The organism is Allobosea sp. P1_B10 (genome assembly GCF_056406735.1).
The window spans coordinates 887,047-901,797 of sequence record NZ_JBFTZP010000001.1; the positions used below are offsets into that span (position 1 = coordinate 887,047).

General features: G+C 65.7%; 13 protein-coding genes. 6 read left to right on the forward strand and 7 right to left on the reverse strand.

Features of this window, described 5'->3' with window-relative positions; translation table 11 throughout:
- Window positions 1-16: 16 nt before the first annotated feature.
- On the reverse strand, window positions 17-1,162 hold the full coding sequence (locus tag AC1D2L_RS04420; protein ID WP_476844588.1) for an ABC transporter permease: 1,146 nt from the start codon (window positions 1,160-1,162) through the stop codon (window positions 17-19).
- Window positions 1,163-1,496: 334 nt separating this feature from the next.
- Here AC1D2L_RS04420 and AC1D2L_RS04425 point away from each other — a divergent pair, with 334 nt between their 5' ends.
- The gene (locus AC1D2L_RS04425; RefSeq protein WP_476844589.1) at window positions 1,497-2,363 is read left to right on the forward strand and encodes a hypothetical protein; all 867 of its coding nucleotides are present in this window, start codon (window positions 1,497-1,499) and stop codon (window positions 2,361-2,363) included.
- Here the strand turns inward: AC1D2L_RS04425 and AC1D2L_RS04430 are convergent.
- From AC1D2L_RS04430 to AC1D2L_RS04445, 4 genes are all read right to left on the reverse strand, one after another.
- Entirely contained in the window at window positions 2,351-3,742 is a 1,392-nt protein-coding gene (locus AC1D2L_RS04430; protein ID WP_476844590.1) for an FAD-binding oxidoreductase, read from the reverse strand. The two genes, AC1D2L_RS04425 and AC1D2L_RS04430, sit on opposite strands and share 13 nt — an antisense overlap.
- A 123-nt stretch (window positions 3,743-3,865) precedes the next feature.
- The gene (locus AC1D2L_RS04435; RefSeq protein ID WP_476844591.1) at window positions 3,866-4,741 is read right to left on the reverse strand and encodes an ABC transporter permease; all 876 of its coding nucleotides are present in this window, start codon (window positions 4,739-4,741) and stop codon (window positions 3,866-3,868) included.
- The gene (locus AC1D2L_RS04440) at window positions 4,738-5,553 is read right to left on the reverse strand and encodes an ABC transporter ATP-binding protein (RefSeq protein WP_476844592.1); all 816 of its coding nucleotides are present in this window, start codon (window positions 5,551-5,553) and stop codon (window positions 4,738-4,740) included. The genes AC1D2L_RS04435 and AC1D2L_RS04440 overlap by 4 nt, the downstream gene beginning before the upstream one ends.
- 165 nt (window positions 5,554-5,718) lie before the next feature.
- Window positions 5,719-6,750, reverse strand: a complete 1,032-nt coding sequence (locus AC1D2L_RS04445) for an ABC transporter substrate-binding protein (protein ID WP_476844593.1) — start codon at window positions 6,748-6,750, stop codon at window positions 5,719-5,721.
- A gap of 232 nt (window positions 6,751-6,982) precedes the next feature.
- On the opposite strand from AC1D2L_RS04445, the gene AC1D2L_RS04450 reads away from it, so the two are divergent.
- The 5 genes from AC1D2L_RS04450 to AC1D2L_RS04470 all read left to right on the forward strand — a co-directional run bounded on the left by AC1D2L_RS04450 (window position 6,983) and on the right by AC1D2L_RS04470 (window position 11,710).
- On the forward strand, window positions 6,983-8,374 hold the full coding sequence (locus AC1D2L_RS04450) for an FAD-binding oxidoreductase (protein WP_476844594.1): 1,392 nt from the start codon (window positions 6,983-6,985) through the stop codon (window positions 8,372-8,374).
- Entirely contained in the window at window positions 8,371-9,339 is a 969-nt protein-coding gene (locus AC1D2L_RS04455; protein ID WP_476844595.1) for an oxidoreductase, read from the forward strand. Before AC1D2L_RS04450 ends, AC1D2L_RS04455 begins: the two co-directional genes overlap by 4 nt.
- On the forward strand, window positions 9,336-9,995 hold the full coding sequence (locus tag AC1D2L_RS04460) for an NAD-dependent epimerase/dehydratase family protein (protein ID WP_476844596.1): 660 nt from the start codon (window positions 9,336-9,338) through the stop codon (window positions 9,993-9,995). Before AC1D2L_RS04455 ends, AC1D2L_RS04460 begins: the two co-directional genes overlap by 4 nt.
- Before the next feature lie 31 nt (window positions 9,996-10,026).
- The gene (locus AC1D2L_RS04465) at window positions 10,027-10,824 is read left to right on the forward strand and encodes a creatininase family protein (RefSeq protein ID WP_476844597.1); all 798 of its coding nucleotides are present in this window, start codon (window positions 10,027-10,029) and stop codon (window positions 10,822-10,824) included.
- 118 nt (window positions 10,825-10,942) lie between these two features.
- Window positions 10,943-11,710: an MBL fold metallo-hydrolase gene (locus AC1D2L_RS04470; protein WP_476844598.1), complete on the forward strand. Its 768-nt coding sequence runs from the start codon at window positions 10,943-10,945 to the stop codon at window positions 11,708-11,710.
- A 104-nt stretch (window positions 11,711-11,814) separates the two neighbouring features.
- On the opposite strand, the gene AC1D2L_RS04475 is transcribed toward AC1D2L_RS04470, so the two are convergent.
- Window positions 11,815-13,308: a malonate--CoA ligase gene (locus AC1D2L_RS04475; RefSeq protein WP_476844673.1), complete on the reverse strand. Its 1,494-nt coding sequence runs from the start codon at window positions 13,306-13,308 to the stop codon at window positions 11,815-11,817.
- A 103-nt stretch (window positions 13,309-13,411) separates the two neighbouring features.
- Complete coding sequence (locus AC1D2L_RS04480; RefSeq protein ID WP_476844599.1) at window positions 13,412-14,746, reverse strand: malonyl-CoA decarboxylase; 1,335 nt, start codon at window positions 14,744-14,746, stop codon at window positions 13,412-13,414.
- Window positions 14,747-14,751: the final 5 nt, after the last annotated feature.

Genomic DNA, 14,751 nt, shown 5'->3' on the forward strand with positions numbered 1-14,751 from the left:
CGGGCCGGTACGATCCTCAAAATGCGATGGATGCAAAAAACATGGCGAAGAGGCCGTCGACGACGATGACCATGAAGATTGCCTTCACCACCGACGCCGTGACCTGCCGGCCAAGCGACTCAGCCGAGCCTTTTACCGCCAAACCCTCGATCGACGCGATCAAACCGATCACGAAGGCCATAAAAGGGGCCTTGATGAGACCGACGGCGAAATGCTTCCAGGTGATCACCGACTGAAGGCGGGCCAGGAACGTGTCCACGCCGATGCCGCCATAGAGCCAGGCCACGAGCGCCGCCCCGGTCAGGCCCGACAAGGTCGAGAGGAAGGTCAGGATCGGCAGCGAGATGATTAGCGCCAGGATGCGCGGCACCACCAGCACCTCGATGGGATCGAGCCCCATCACGCGCAACGCATCGATCTCTTCGCGCATCTTCATCGAGCCGATCTCGGCAGTGAAGGCCGAGCCGGAGCGCCCCGCGATCATGATCGAGGTGAGCAGGACTGAAAGTTCCCGCAGGATCAGGATGCCGGTCAGATTGACCACGAAGGCGGTCGCGCCGAATTGCTGAAGTTGGAAAATGCCCTGCTGCGCGACAATGCAGCCGACCAGGAACGAGATCAGCATGATGATCGGCGCGCCGTTGAAGGCGATCAACTCGATCTGGTTGACGAGCGAGGGTCCGCGGAACTTGCGTGGCCCCAGCACGACGCTGATGGAGCCGACCACAACCTCGCCCAGGAACATCGCGCCGGCGACCATGTCGCGGCCGAAGCGCACCACGGACACGCCGATGTTGACCAGCACGCTGACGACGCCGAAATGGCCGGCATGGCCCTGCGTGCTCTCGTCGTTGAGCGTGATCTCTGCCAGCAGCACCGCATGTTCGGGGCGCTTGCTGATGATCTCGACCGCGTGGCCTGCCTCTTCCTGCTGTGCTTTCAGCCGGTTGAGAACATAGGCGCCGAGCGTATCGAGGCGTGTGACGGCGGAGAGATCGAGCCTCGCAGGCAGGCCCTTGGCGATGCGCCCGGCGATTTCGGACACAAGTGCCTCGACGCGCGGCGCCCGGTCGGCGCTCCACGAGCCCGCAAGCGCGACCGACAGAGTGCCGGCATCGTCACGGAATACGGCCTGAGGTTCGGCGGTATCAAGGCTCGCCATGGTCGATGTGCTGTCCCTGCCCTACGGCGCCGCGTCAACGGCCCGTCTGCGGCGTCCGTCCGATCGTTCCCGTTCCACCCCTGCTGCCTGTATCGCCGTCGCAACAGCCCTTTGCAAGCAAACGGAGGCATTCACGGCCGCCCAGAGGCGCCAGCGCCAGAGATATTCGACCATTGTTGCACGGCGCCCTCACATTGCCGGAAAAAGACACGCAAAAGCGCGCTCTTCGACGCGCTTGAAGCACTTCCTTAAGCAGTGCCGGCTCACGGTTTGCAGTGGTTCATCACGACTGACGAATGCCGATTCGGGCAGTCTTTCACGAGCAGGTTGGGTCATGAGCGAAGCACGTTCGCTGACGGCGCTGAGCGAGAGCGACTACGAGGCCATCGCGAACGCCGTTACGGAAACGGCGCGCGGACGCTGGTTCATGGCCGAATTCGCCAAGCGCAACCGGCAGTCCGACACGGCGCAGTTGCTGACCGCGATCGGCCGTATCGAACGGGTGGTCGGCGGCAGCCAGGACCGCCCCAGCCCCGATGCCAACTTGCACGAAGCTGCAGCCCTGATCGCCGATCTCCGGCTCGACCTCGAACGCATCAGCGGACGCAGTGGCGAGCCCTCGTCGGGACTGGCGGCCCGCATCGAAGGCGCGGCGGGAGCGCTCGTGGCCGCCAATGAAGGCATGCAGGAAGCCGCCTGGGGCCTGCGCGAGGCCGGGGCCGATGAAGCCGCCTGCGATGTGCTGGACCGGCGCTCGACCGAGATCCATGCCGCAACTGCTGTAATCGAGAGCACCGCGCAGCAGATCGGCAAGATCGCCGACACCATTGCCATGCTCGACAGCAGCCTGCGGGCGTTCTGCGAGACCGCGCAGGAGCCCAGCACCAGCGCCGGCGTACCCCGCGGTTTTGCCATGCGCGATGCCGCGCCGCTGGGCGCCTATGAGGACATCGAGATCGTCGATATCGACGAAGCTCCGAAATCGGTGCTGATCGAGCCGCGCCCGGTCTCGGCGCGCCCGATGCCGGAACTGAAGCAGCATCCGAGCACGCTGCTCAACGACGACATCGTGTTCGAGGAGATCGGCGCGCCAAGCGATCCCCTGCAGGCGCCGCATGTGCTGGCGGCCGCAACGTCGGAAGCGGAACTGCGCGCCCTCGACGCGCTGACGCCCGAAGCCAAGCTCGCCTATTTCGCCTGACCGGCGACCGTAAAGCTCGCCATCTTGCCGGGGTTCATCAGACCGTAGGGGTCGACCTGGCGCTTGAAGCCGAGTTGGTCGGCATCGGCGCGCTTGTGCCGGCTGCCCGCCTCCAGCGACACCACATGCGGGTTGGCGATCATCACGCCGGCCTCTTCGTGCAGGGCGATGATCTCGTTCAGGCGCTCCGGCGTGGTGTAGCGCAGGATCGGCAGGGCGCTGGCCGTCATGCGCCCGCCGAAGCGGATGAATTCGTGATGCGCCAGCACCTCGTCGGGGAAGCGCTCGATAATCTCGGCAGCACTCGCCACGAGCCGGTCATGCGGAAACAGGCACTGGAGATAGGTGATCGAGCGATCGCTCTTGAGCCACTGCAGCGTGGTGTGGTTCCAGGTGTATTCGTAGAGCGGCACCGTGCCCGGCCCCTCCTCCGCGGGCGCCTCATAGGTCACCGTGCCGCGATCGCCGATGATCGCCTTGAACGGGCCCAGCGAGGCTTCCGCGATCATGCATATCAGGATGCTCTTGCCTTCAGGGCAATGTTGCTTCAGCGCCCCGAAATAGGACGGGATCGGAGCCGAGATCGACGTGACCAGCTTCTTCACGACGCCATCGGCCAGCGCGACGTCATAGCCGGCCTTGAACGCCTCCATATAGTCGTCGAAGGCCACGATGACGTCGATCCAGGGCCAGGCCGGCGCCAGCGGCATTTCCAGCGCGGTGATGATGCCCGTCGTGCCGTAGGCGCGATTGACCTTCTGGGCGGCATCGTCGCGCAGTTCCAGTATGCGGGGCGTCTCTTCGACCGTGACGACCCGCGCCGCGAGAATGTTGCCGGGTTCGCGCAGCCCGCCATAGGTCACCGAGCCGACGCCGCCCGAGCCGCCGGCAACGAAGCCGCCGATCGTTGCAGAGCGCTTGGTCGAGGGGTGCATGCGCAGCTCGAAGCCCGAGGCACGCGTCGCAATGTCAATGTCGAGGATGCGCGAGCCCGCACCGACGCGGACCGCGCCGGTCCTCAGCCATTCGATGCCGGTCAGAGCCGTGATGTCGAGCAGTACACCGCCTTCCAGCGGGACCGCCTGGCCATAATTGCCGGTGCCGGCAGCGCGGACGGTGAGTGGGATCCTGCGCTTCGCGCATGCAGCCGCGACCCACACGACCTCCGCCTCGTCGCGAGGACTGACGATGATGTCGGCGGACTTGCCGGCCAGTTCGGTATTGAGGATCGGCGAATACCAGAAGAAGTCGCGCGAGCGCTTGCGAACGACCTGCGGCTCATCGATCACCGGCACGCCGGCGAGATCGGCCTTCAGCGCGGCGATGTCGTAGCGGGACGGCATCGAGGCCTTCGCGCTTGTCTCGGATATCGCACTCATGGTCGGCTCAATCCTATCGGGAAGACCTCTCCTCATTGCGATGAGCGCAGCGATGAAGCAATCCAGCGGAGGCAAAGCCCGACGAGCCTGGACTGCTTCGCTGCGCTCGCAATGACGGCGGCGTCAGTTCTCCCGCTTCAGCGCGCTTTCATGCCAGCGCCGCAGCAGAACATGGGAAATCCAGCTCGTGACCAGGAAGATCGCGATGCCTGACAGCGAGATCATGATCAGGGCGGCAAAGACGCGCGGGATCTTGAGCTGGTAGCCTGCTTCCAGGATGCGGTAGGCGAGGCCCGAGGCCGTGCCACCCGTACCGGCGACGAATTCGGCGACGACTGCGCCGATCAGCGCAAGCCCGCCCGAGATCTTCAGCCCGGCGAGGAAATAGGGCAGCGCGGCGGGCAGCTTGAGATAGCGCATCGTCTGCCAGCGCGTGGCGCCATAGAGCTGAAACAGGTTGACCAGGTTATGGTCGGCCGAGTTCAGCCCCAAGATCGTGTTGGACAGGATCGGGAAGAAGGCGACGATCCAGGCGCAGATCAGCAGCGACAGGTTGATGTCGCCCGCCCAGATGATGATCAGCGGCGCGATCGCCACGATCGGCGTCACCTGCAGGATCACGGCATAGGGCAGAAGCGACATTTCCAGCCATTTCGACTGGGTGAACAGCACCGCCAGCGTCACGCCGACGATGACCGCCGCCGCCAGCGCCATGAATGTGATGCGCAGCGTGATCAGAAGCGAGCCCGACAGCGTGCCCCAATCGGCGACGAGGGTCTGGCCGATCAGCAACGGCCCCGGCAGGATGTAGGGCGGGATGTTGTTCCAGCGGACGAGCGCTTCCCAGGCGCCCAGCGCCAGGACGCCGATGACGATCGGCGCCAGGATGCGCGGCCACGTGCTGGCCGGCAGTCCCAGGACGCGCGGTTCGGTGGCGAAGATCGGCCGGGCTTCTGCGTCAGTGCCGTCATGGGCGACTTCGATGGTGGGCGCGCTCATGAGCCGATCGCTTCCTTGAGCTTGGCCGAAACGACGCGGCAGAGATGAGCATAGTCGCTCGAGGTCCGGAACAGTTCGTCGCGCGGATAGGGCGCGTCGACATCGAGGTCGGCCATGACACGGCCGGGCCGTGCCGCCATCACGACGATGCGCTTCGACAGGTACACGGACTCGAACACCGAGTGCGTGACGAAGACCGCGGTGAATTTCTCGCGCCACCAGAGTTCGAGCAGATCGTCGTTGAGGCGGTGGCGGGTGATCTCGTCGAGCGCCGCAAAGGGCTCGTCCATGAGCAGGATTTTCGGCTTCATCACCAGCGCGCGGGCAATCGAGACCCGCATCTTCATGCCGCCGGAGAGTTCGCGCGGATAGGACTTCTCGAACCCTTTTAGCCCGACCAGGGCGAGCATCTCGACAGCCCGGCCCTCGGCTTCGCGCCTGGGTACATGCTTCAGCACGAGCGGCATCATCACGTTGCTCAGGGCGTTGGCCCAGGGCATCAGGGTCGGGTCCTGGAAGACGAAACCGAGGTCGCGCTCGGGCGTGCCGGACGCGTCATGACCCGTGGTCGGCCAGTCGATCGTGCCGGTGGAGGGAGCGCCGAGCCCCGCCACCATGCGCAGCAGGGTCGACTTGCCGCAGCCCGACGGGCCGAGCAGGCTGATGAACTGGCCAGCGCCGAGATCGAGGTTCACGTCTCGTACGGCGAGCGTGCCGTTGGCGAACTGCTTCGAGACATGGCGGATCGAGACAAGCGGCTTGGTGCCGTCGGGACGCCGGGTCAGGGGTGTGCTCAGATAGGCTGTGTCCAAAGCCTGATGATCCATTCTTGCTCGGCGAGACCAACACCCGCGCCGTTATCCTGGCCGGAGCGCCGGGATCCATCGTAGAGCTCGTCGAGCTCCGATGGCTCCCGGATCCACGCCGCTGCGCGGCTTCTCCGGGGTGACGACGCGGCTGCGTTTACACGCGAAAACTCAAGCCTTGCCGACGCCCTTGTTGATGAATTCGAGGCTATAGGCCTTCTTGATGTCGACGCCAGCGGGAAACACGCCGGCCTCCGTCATCGTCTTGTAGAAGTTGGCCCAGCGCGCGTCCGTCATGGCGCCGATGCCCATCGTCAGCGCATCGCCGGAGAGCACGATGCCGTTCGAGATCATGACCTTGGTGGCGTAGTCGATCTTCTCCTGATCCATGTCGGGGTTATCCTTCAGGATCTGGGCGTTGGCCGCCGCGACCGCAGGTCCGCCCTTCAGGTATTCCGCCCAGCCCTCGAGCGTTGCGGTGACGAAGCGCTGGACCAGGTCCTTCTTCTCGTCGACCATCTTCTTCGAGATGTTGATCGTGGTGTTGTAGTTCTCGAAGCCGGCATCGGCGATGAGATGCACGACCGGCGTCACCCCGCCCTGCTTCTGGATCGCGAAGGGTTCCGACGAGATGAACCCCTGCTGGGAGATGGTCTTGTCGGCGAGGAACGGCGCCATGTTGAAGGTGTAGGGGCGGATCTGCTCGTCGGTGAAACCGAACTTCGCCCTCAGGAAAGGCCAGTAGCTGTTGCGGCCCGCGGCACCGACGAGGATCGGCTTGCCCTTCAGGGCCGCCAACGAGTCGTTGCCCTGGCCGGGATGCGAGATGATGACCTGCGGGTCCTTCTGGAAGATCGACGCGATGCAGAGGAAGGGGATGCCCTCCTGCGCATAGCGGATCGCCTCGAAGGAGTTCGACATGATCATGTCGACGCGGCCGCCGAGCAGGAGCTGCGACGGGTTTTGCTGCGGCCCGCCCATGCGGATGTCGGCGTCGATGCCGTACTTCTTGTAGATGCCGTTGGCGGCGGCGAGATAGAAGCCGCCATGCTCGGCCTGGGCGCGCCAATTGGTGAGATAGCTGACCTTGTCCAGGGTCTGCGCATTGACCCGCGCTCCTGGGACCGGAACCAGCGCGGCAGCGGCCGATCCGCCGATCAGTCCCAGCGCGGCGCGGCGGCTCAAGCGGTACTTCATCATCATGCTGGAGACTCCTGAACAGGCTCGGCAAGCGCCGCAATCAATCGCCGATGAGCAACTTATATGCCATGGAGTGGGCGATACTGGGAATGTCCGATCGGCAGCTTTCGCACAGAGAACGCGCAGTTGCGCATGAGTTAGGCAAGTCACTGTGCCCAGCATTCGTCGCGATGCGCTTCCATCGGCGGCCTGGCCGGGTAAGGTGACGGCCAAGTTTCATGACCGGTGACCCGAGATGACCAACCCTGCCCTCGCCGCGCTCCGCGCCGAACTGTCCAACCTGACGATCTATGACGATGCGCCGAGCCTGCGGATGCACAGCCGGGACTTCTTCTGGTTTTCGCCGGTGCTCAAGCCCGACCTCGAGAACAAGCATGCCGAACTGATCATCCTGCCGCGCGACAAGGCGGAGGTGCGCCGTGTCGCATCCGCCTGCGCGCGGCATGGCGTGAAGCTCACCGTGCGCGGCGGCGGCACCGGCAATTACGGGCAGGCGGTGCCGCTCGAAGGCGGCGTGGTGCTGAATATGACGCGGCTCAATCGCGTGGTCTCGACCGTGCTCGGTGCAGGCCGTTTCGAATCCGGCGCCAACATGCTCGACATCGACAAGGCACTGGCCCCGCTCGGGCAGGAACTACGCATGCATCCCTCGACCCGCGCGCAGGCGACGCTGGGTGGATTCGTGGCGGGTGGTGCGGCCGGCGCCGGTTCCTGTACCTGGGGCCAGATCGACAATCTCGGCGCAGTGATCGCGGTCGAGGTCATGACGGTCGAGTCCGAGCCGAAGCTGATCGAGCTGCGCGGCCGCGAGATCCTCAAGGTGATGCACGCCTATGGCGTCAACGGCATCATCACGGAGGTCGAGGTGCCGCTGGCGCCGGCCCATGCCTGGGCCGAGAAGATCGCGCTCTTCGACACGCTGACGCAGGCCGCCGCCTTCGGCCAGGCCTTCACCGAATGCGACGGCATCGCCAAGAAGCTCGTCAGCGTCCACGATCCGCGCATCGCGCCCTATCTGCGCCGGCTCGGCCCCTATCTCGGCGATAACAAGGCTTTTGCGATCCTGATGGTCTCGGAGCCGCAAGCCGACGAACTCGACCGGCTGATCGCAGGCATGGGGGGCACCGTCACCTTCTCGCGCGGCGCGGATGCGGCCCGCGCCGCCGCCTTCGGCGAGCACCGCGAAAAGGGCGCGCCCGGGCCGCTCTACGAATACACCTGGAACCACACCACGCTGCACGCCCTGAAGGTCGATCCAGAGATCACCTATCTCCAGCTGCGCTTCCCGCCCGATCGAAATCTGGAACTCCTGGCCTGGGCCGAGAAGCATTTCGGCGACGAGGTGCTGTTCCACATCGAGTTCCAGCGCCGGCAGGGCAAGGTCTATCATTCGAGCCTGCCGCTGGTGCGCTATTCGACCCCCGAGCGCCTGCACGAGATCATGCGCGAGGCGGAAGCTGCCGGCATCCAGGCCTCGAACCCGCATAGCTGGGTGCTCAACAATGCCGGATGGAAGCAGATCGACGCGCCGCAGCCGGAGTTCAAGCGGCTGGCGGACCCGCAAGGACTGATGAACCCCGGCAAGCTGCTGGGCTGGGAAGCCAAGGCAGCCGAGTCTGCGGAGTGAGACCGCGCTGGACGACGGCCGACATCCCGTCCCAGGCAGGCCGGATCGCGATCGTCACCGGGACGGGCGGGCTCGCCTACGAGACGGCCCTGGAGCTGGCAAGAGCGGGCGCGCAGGTCGTGCTGGCCGGACGCAATCCCGCCAAGGGGCACGCAGCGGCATCTCTCATCGCGGCCGTCCTGCCCGCTGCGCGGATCACGTTTGCGACGGTCGATCTCGCCGACCTCGCCTCGATCCGCGCTTTCGCAGAGGGGTTCATGGCGGGCCATGAGAGGCTCGATATCCTCGTGAACAACGCTGGCGTCATGGCGCTGCCTGAGCGCAAGACCACGCGCGACGGTTTTGAGATGCAGTTCGGCACCAACTTTCTCGGGGCTTTCGCACTGACGGCGCATCTGCTGCCGATGCTGCAGCGAAGCCCGGCGGCAAGGACGGTGCAACTCAGCAGCCTCGCCCATCGCCGCGGCTTCATCGACTTCGACGATCTCGGGGGTGAGCGGCTCTACAAGCCGTGGAAGGCCTACAGCCAGTCCAAGCTCGCCATGCTGATCTTCGCTCTGGAGTTGCAGCGGCGCAGCGACAGCCATGGCTGGGGGCTGACCAGCCTCGCCGCGCATCCAGGCTGGGCAGCGACGGAACTCATCGGGAACGGGCCGGCCTCGACGACGGGCATCATGGCGCGCGGCGCACGCGTGGTCGAGGCGCTGCTGCCGCTCCTGGGCCAATCGGCCAGGGATGGTGCTCTGCCGACGCTCTATGCGGCGACCGCCCCGGGTGTCGTCAAGGGCGGTTATTACGGACCCGACGGCTTCTACGAAATACGCGGTGCGCCTGCCCTCGCGAAGGCGACCGGCGAGGCCGATGATCCCGCCATCGCGGCCAGACTCTGGCAGGACGCCGAGCGCCTCACCGGAGTTCGCTTCGAGACCGAAGCGATTTCGCAGGCGGAGGCGTCCGCGCCGTGAGGGTGCTGATCTTCGGCGCGACCGGCATGATCGGGCAGGCAGCCCTGCGCGAATGCCTGCTCGACCCCGGCGTGGACGCTGTCGTCACGATCGGCCGGCGCGCTACGGGGCAGAGCCATGCCAAGCTGCGCGAGATCATCCATGACGATCTGCTCGACTACGGCGCGGTCGAGAGCGAACTGTCAGGCTTCGATGCCTGCCTGTTCTGCCTCGGTATCGCCTCGTCGGGCATGAGCGAGGCCGATTACAGCCGCATCACCTACGAGATACCTGTCGCCGCCGCGCGCGCGCTGTCGCGGCTCAGCCCCGGCATGGTCTTCGTTCACACCTCCGCTGCCGGCGCCGACAGCAGCGAGCAGGGCCGCATCATGTGGGCGCGCGTCAAGGGACGGGCGGAGAACGCGCTGCTGCGAATGCCGTTCAAGGGCGTCTATGTCTTCCGCCCGCTCATCGTCCGCCCGCTGCATGGCATCGAGTCGCGCACGACGCTGTATCGTGTCTTCTACAAGGCCTTGCGCCCGCTGCTCGCCCCGCTGCAAAGCTTGTTGCCGGGCTACGTGACCTCGACGGAGACCATCGGCAAGGCGATGCTGAAGGTCGTCCGCGGGGGCGCGCCCAGGCCTATCCTTGAGTGCGCGGACATCAATCGCCTATGAGACCATCGGCTGTATCGAGGACGAGACCATCATGACCGCACGCTTCTGGGGCGACCTGAAGACCACCGATTTCGCCGGGCTTTCCGCCGACCGGACTGTAGCAGTGCTGCCGCTTGCAGCCATCGAGCAGCACGGCCCGCACCTCCCGGTCTCGGTCGACACCACAATCATGAATGCGATGCTGGCCGAAGCGATGCCGCTCGTGCCGGCCGATCTCGACGTTCTCGTGCTGCCGACCATGGCGATCTGCAAGTCGAACGAGCATCTGCATTCGCCCGGCACCCTGACCCTGACCTGGGAGACCGCAACCAGCGCCTGGATCGAGATCGGTGAGAGCGTGCGCCGCGCGGGCATCCGCAAGCTCGTCATCGTCACCTCCCACGGCGGCAACATCGACCCGATGAAGGTCGTGGCACGCGAGCTGCGCGTGCGGCACGGCATGCTCGCAGTGACCACCGCCTGGCGCGCGTTTGGCCTGCCGCAGGGCACCTATGCCGAGCTCGACGCCAATCACGGCATTCATGCCGGCGACATCGAAACCTCCCTGATGCTGCATTTCCGGCCCGACCTCGTCGATATGAGCCAAGCCGGTCGCTTCGATCCGCTGACGGTCGCGATGGCCGACGAGTACAAGTGGCTTCGCCCCACCGGGCTCCACGCGATGGCCTGGATGGCGCAGGATGTGAACCACTCGGGCGCAGCCGGAGACGCCAGCCTCGCCACGGCCGACAAGGGCAAGGCGACCGCCGCCTTCCAGGCCAAGGGTTTTTCCGAACTCCTGGCGGATGTCGCAAAGTTCCCGCTCGCCAGCCTGCACAAGGCGGGCTGAGGGGCCGGGCGACGCGCGCAACTCGTCACGCCGACGTGCGCAGTGCTTCACAAATTCGAACTGGAGCCCGGCCGGCAGGGACGGGACAATGCCGTCCTTGCCGGGAGCCAGATCGACGATGCAGCTTCAACTTCTCCGCAACGCCACGCTCAAGCTGAGCTATGCGGGCAGGACCATCCTGGTCGATCCCGATTTCGGCCACCCCCATAGCCGCCGCTCCTTCACGGGGCGCTCGCAGAACCCGATGGTCCCCCTGCCGCTGCCGATCGAGGATATCCTCAGCGGCGTCGATCTCGTCATCGTCTCGCATCTGCATGCCGACCATTTCGACGAGGTCGCGAAAGCGGCGATCCCGAAGCACCTGCCGGTGATCTGCCGAGCGGGAGATGAGGATGCCATCGTCAAGGCCGGTTTCACCGATGTGACGCCTCTCGACTGCTATATGCGGCTCGGCTCGATCATTTTGCGCGCGCAACCCGCGCAGCACGGGACCGGCGCCGTCGTCGAGACGATGGGGCCGGTGATGGGCTTCAGCCTGGAGGCGCCGGGCGAACCCTGCCTGTACTGGTGCGGCGACAGCGTGCTCTACCCGCCGCTGCGCCACGCGATTGGCGTGACCGATCCGGACGTGATCGTGAGCCATTCCTGCGGCGCCATGTGGGACGGCACGCTGATCGTGATGGATGTGCAGCAGACGCTCGACCTCTGCGAAGCCGCGCCGCGGGCAACCGTGATCGCGACGCATATGGAGGCGCTCGACCACGCCACGGTCAGCCGCGAGGCTTTGCGGCAGGCGGCCGAGGCACGCGGGATCGGGCCCGGGCGGCTGCACATCCCACGCGATGGCGAGAGCATCGCGCTGCGCGCCGCCAGCGCTGCGGCCTGAAGGGTCGGCCGTCATTGCGAGTAAAGCGAAGCAATCCAGGGTGACGTAGAACTCTGCGATGACTGGATTGCTTCGCTTTGCTCGCAATGACGGGGTAGCAGTCGCTACTCCCCCGCCACCCCTTGGCGGGCGTAGATGTCCTTGTGCTCGTCGCGGAGCAGGTTCTTCTGGACCTTGCCCATGGTGTTGCGCGGCAGTTCGGGCACGATGAATACCTGCTTGGGCAGCTTGAACTTGGCCAGGCGCTGCTCGAGCGTCCTGGCGATCGAGGCCGCGGTGATGTCGGCGCCGGGCTTGACCACGACCACCGCCGTCACACCCTCGCCGAAGTCCGGGTGCGGGCAGCCGAAGACCGCGCTTTCGATCACGCCCGGCATCTCGTCGATCTCGGTCTCAACTTCCTTCGGATAGACGTTGTAGCCGCCGGTGATGATCAGGTCCTTGCCGCGCCCGACGATGTGGACGTAGCCGGCCGGATCGATCTTGCCGAGGTCGCCAGTGATGAAGAAGCCGTCGACCTTGAACTCGGCCGCGGTCTTCTCCGGGTTGCGCCAATAGCCCTTGAAGACGTTCGGCCCCTTGACCTCGATCATGCCGATCTCGTCGGCGGCGAGCAGCTTGCCGGTCTCGGGATCGACCACGCGCGCCTCGACGCCCGGCAGCGGATAGCCGACGGTGCCGGCGACGCGCTCGCCCTCATAGGGGTTCGAGGTGCTCATGTTCGTCTCGGTCATGCCGTAGCGCTCGAGGATGGCGTGGCCGGTGCGGTCGCGCCATTCGCGATGGGTCTCGGCCAGCAGCGGCGCCGAGCCGGAGACGAAAAGGCGCATATGGGCGGTCGTCTCCTTGCTCAGGCGCTTGTCCTGCAACAGGCGCACATAGAAGGTCGGCACGCCCATCATGCAGGTCGCCTGCGGCAGGTACTTGAAGACCTGCTCAGGATCGAATTTCGGCAACAGGATCATCGAGGCGCCGGAGAACAGGATCGTGTTTGTAGCGACGAAGAGGCCGTGCGTGTGGAAGATCGGCAGCGCGTGCAGCAGCACGTCGTCCTTGTTGAAGCGCCAGTAGTCGACCAACGCCAGCGCGTTCGATGCGAGGTTGTCGTGGGAGAGCATGGCGCCCTTCGATCGCCCCGTCGTGCCCGAGGTGTAGAGGATCGCGGCAAGGTCGTCGGGGCCACGCGCGACATCGGTGAACTCGGAAACTGCTGCGGCCTGCCCATTGAACAGCGTGCCGGCGGAGACGCCCAGCGTCTCCAGTTTCACGCCGTCCTTGTCGGCATAGGGCTTCAGCGCCTCGGCCTTGGCAGGGTCGCAGACGAAGACGGCGGGCTGAGCGTCGCCCAGGAAATACTCGATCTCGGCGGGGGTATAGGCGCTGTTCAGCGGCAGGAAGATCGCGCCCGCGCGCACCGTGCCGAGATAGAGCATCAGCGACTCGAAGCTCTTTTCGACCTGCGCCGCGACGCGGTCGCCCGGCTTCACGCCGAGCCCGACGAGCACATTGGCGAAGCGGCCCGATGCGGCGACCATGTCGGCGTAGGCGAAGCGGCGGCCGTCATCGAGCAGTGCGAAAGGCGCGTCGGGCGCAGGCATGCGCGCACGGACGAGGTCGAACAGGTGGTTGCCCATGATTTCGGGTCCTTTTCAGGCGTTTCCGGTCAGATATTCAGTTGAAAGGCGGCAAGCAGCGTCCGGGTCAATTCGCGACGGCCCGCAGCATCTTGCGCACGCTGTTGGAGGCGACCACCGTGTTGCGGGTGGCGAAGGCCTCGTGATTGGTTTCGATATCGCCGAGTTCATAGCGATAATTGACCATGACGCCATGGGATTCCCGCAGGCCACGGGCGGAGAGGTTGCCGCCCACATTGATGCGCTCGAGCCTCGCGCCGTTGCCAAGATGGAAGCGCGCGACGGGATCGATCACCCGGCCGGAGTTGGTGCGGGCGCGAAACAGATATTGCGCCGTCATCTGGCCGAGCAGCTTGTCACGCCGTGCCCTGGTGGGCTCGTCGAGCGAGATCGTCTCGCCCGGCGTGCGTGAGAGCTCTGTGCGCTCCTCATTGGTGAGGTGGAACTCGCCGGGCTCGGCGACGATGCCCTCCAGCCAGCGCGCAAAGCCCGGCACCGGCGAGAGCGTCACGAAGGTGTCGAGCCCCGGAAGTTCGCGTTTCAGATCCTCCGCGACCTGCTTGATCAGGAAGTTGCCGAAGGAGATGCCGCGCAAACCCTCCTGGCAGTTCGAGATGGAATAGAACACCGCCGTGGTCGCAGCCTGCGCCGGCAAGACCTCGCGCTCGCCGCTCAGGACCTCGCCGATGCTGTGCGGGATCGCGCCGGTCAGGGCGACCTCGACGAAGATCAGGGGGTCGTCGATGAGTTGAGGGTGGAAGAAGGCGAAGCAGCGCCGGTCGGCCGGCTCGAGGCGGCGGCGCAGATCGTCCCAGCCCTGGATCTCGTGCACCGCCTCATAGCGGATGATCTTTTCCAGCACATTTGCCGGCGTGCGCCAGTCGATGCGGCGCAGCACCAGGAAGCCGCGATTGAACCAGGAGCCGAAGAGATGGCGAAAGTCGCTGTCGACGGATTTCAGGCCGGAATCGGCCTCGATCGCCTCGAACAGCGCCTCGCGCATCTCGACCAGCACATGGGTGCCGCCGGGCGCGAGATTGAGGCGGCGCAGCAATTCCTGCCGGCGCGGCTCCGAGGCGAGATGGAGCGCCGCGATATTGGCGCCGTTGGGGTCGGCCCGATAGGCCTCGATCGCCTTGCCAAGACGCTCGTGATCGGGCCCGAAGCGCTCCTGCAGCACGGCGAAGAAGTTCTGGCGGCCGGGCTTGTCGAGGCGTTCGAAGGCATCGAGCACGGCCTGCGCCAGCGCCATGCCCGAGGCTTCGCCACGGCCCGAGAGCAGGTCCTCGCAGAGCTGCGCGATCGGCCGGTTGCGCCCGCCTGCCAGGCGATCGAGCCCGATCAGCGCCCGGCCACGGTCGGCCACGCTGCTCAAAAGATCGCCCAGAAACGCCATGTCCATGCCTG

Excerpts from the sequence above, each read along its gene's own strand:
- AC1D2L_RS04465 (WP_476844597.1), top strand. The coding sequence starts at position 10,027 with ATGACCGCACGCTTCTGGGGCGACCTGAAGACCACCGATTTCGCCGGG.
- AC1D2L_RS04470 (WP_476844598.1), top strand. The coding sequence starts at position 10,943 with ATGCAGCTTCAACTTCTCCGCAACGCCACGCTCAAGCTGAGCTATGCG.
- AC1D2L_RS04475 (WP_476844673.1), bottom strand. The coding sequence starts at position 13,308 with ATGCCTGCGCCCGACGCGCCTTTCGCACTGCTCGATGACGGCCGCCGC.
- AC1D2L_RS04480 (WP_476844599.1), bottom strand. The coding sequence starts at position 14,746 with ATGGACATGGCGTTTCTGGGCGATCTTTTGAGCAGCGTGGCCGACCGT.
- AC1D2L_RS04425 (WP_476844589.1), top strand. The coding sequence starts at position 1,497 with ATGAGCGAAGCACGTTCGCTGACGGCGCTGAGCGAGAGCGACTACGAG.
- AC1D2L_RS04435 (WP_476844591.1), bottom strand. The coding sequence starts at position 4,741 with ATGAGCGCGCCCACCATCGAAGTCGCCCATGACGGCACTGACGCAGAA.
- AC1D2L_RS04445 (WP_476844593.1), bottom strand. The coding sequence starts at position 6,750 with ATGATGATGAAGTACCGCTTGAGCCGCCGCGCCGCGCTGGGACTGATC.
- AC1D2L_RS04420 (WP_476844588.1), bottom strand. The coding sequence starts at position 1,162 with ATGGCGAGCCTTGATACCGCCGAACCTCAGGCCGTATTCCGTGACGAT.
- AC1D2L_RS04430 (WP_476844590.1), bottom strand. The coding sequence starts at position 3,742 with ATGAGTGCGATATCCGAGACAAGCGCGAAGGCCTCGATGCCGTCCCGC.
- AC1D2L_RS04450 (WP_476844594.1), top strand. The coding sequence starts at position 6,983 with ATGACCAACCCTGCCCTCGCCGCGCTCCGCGCCGAACTGTCCAACCTG.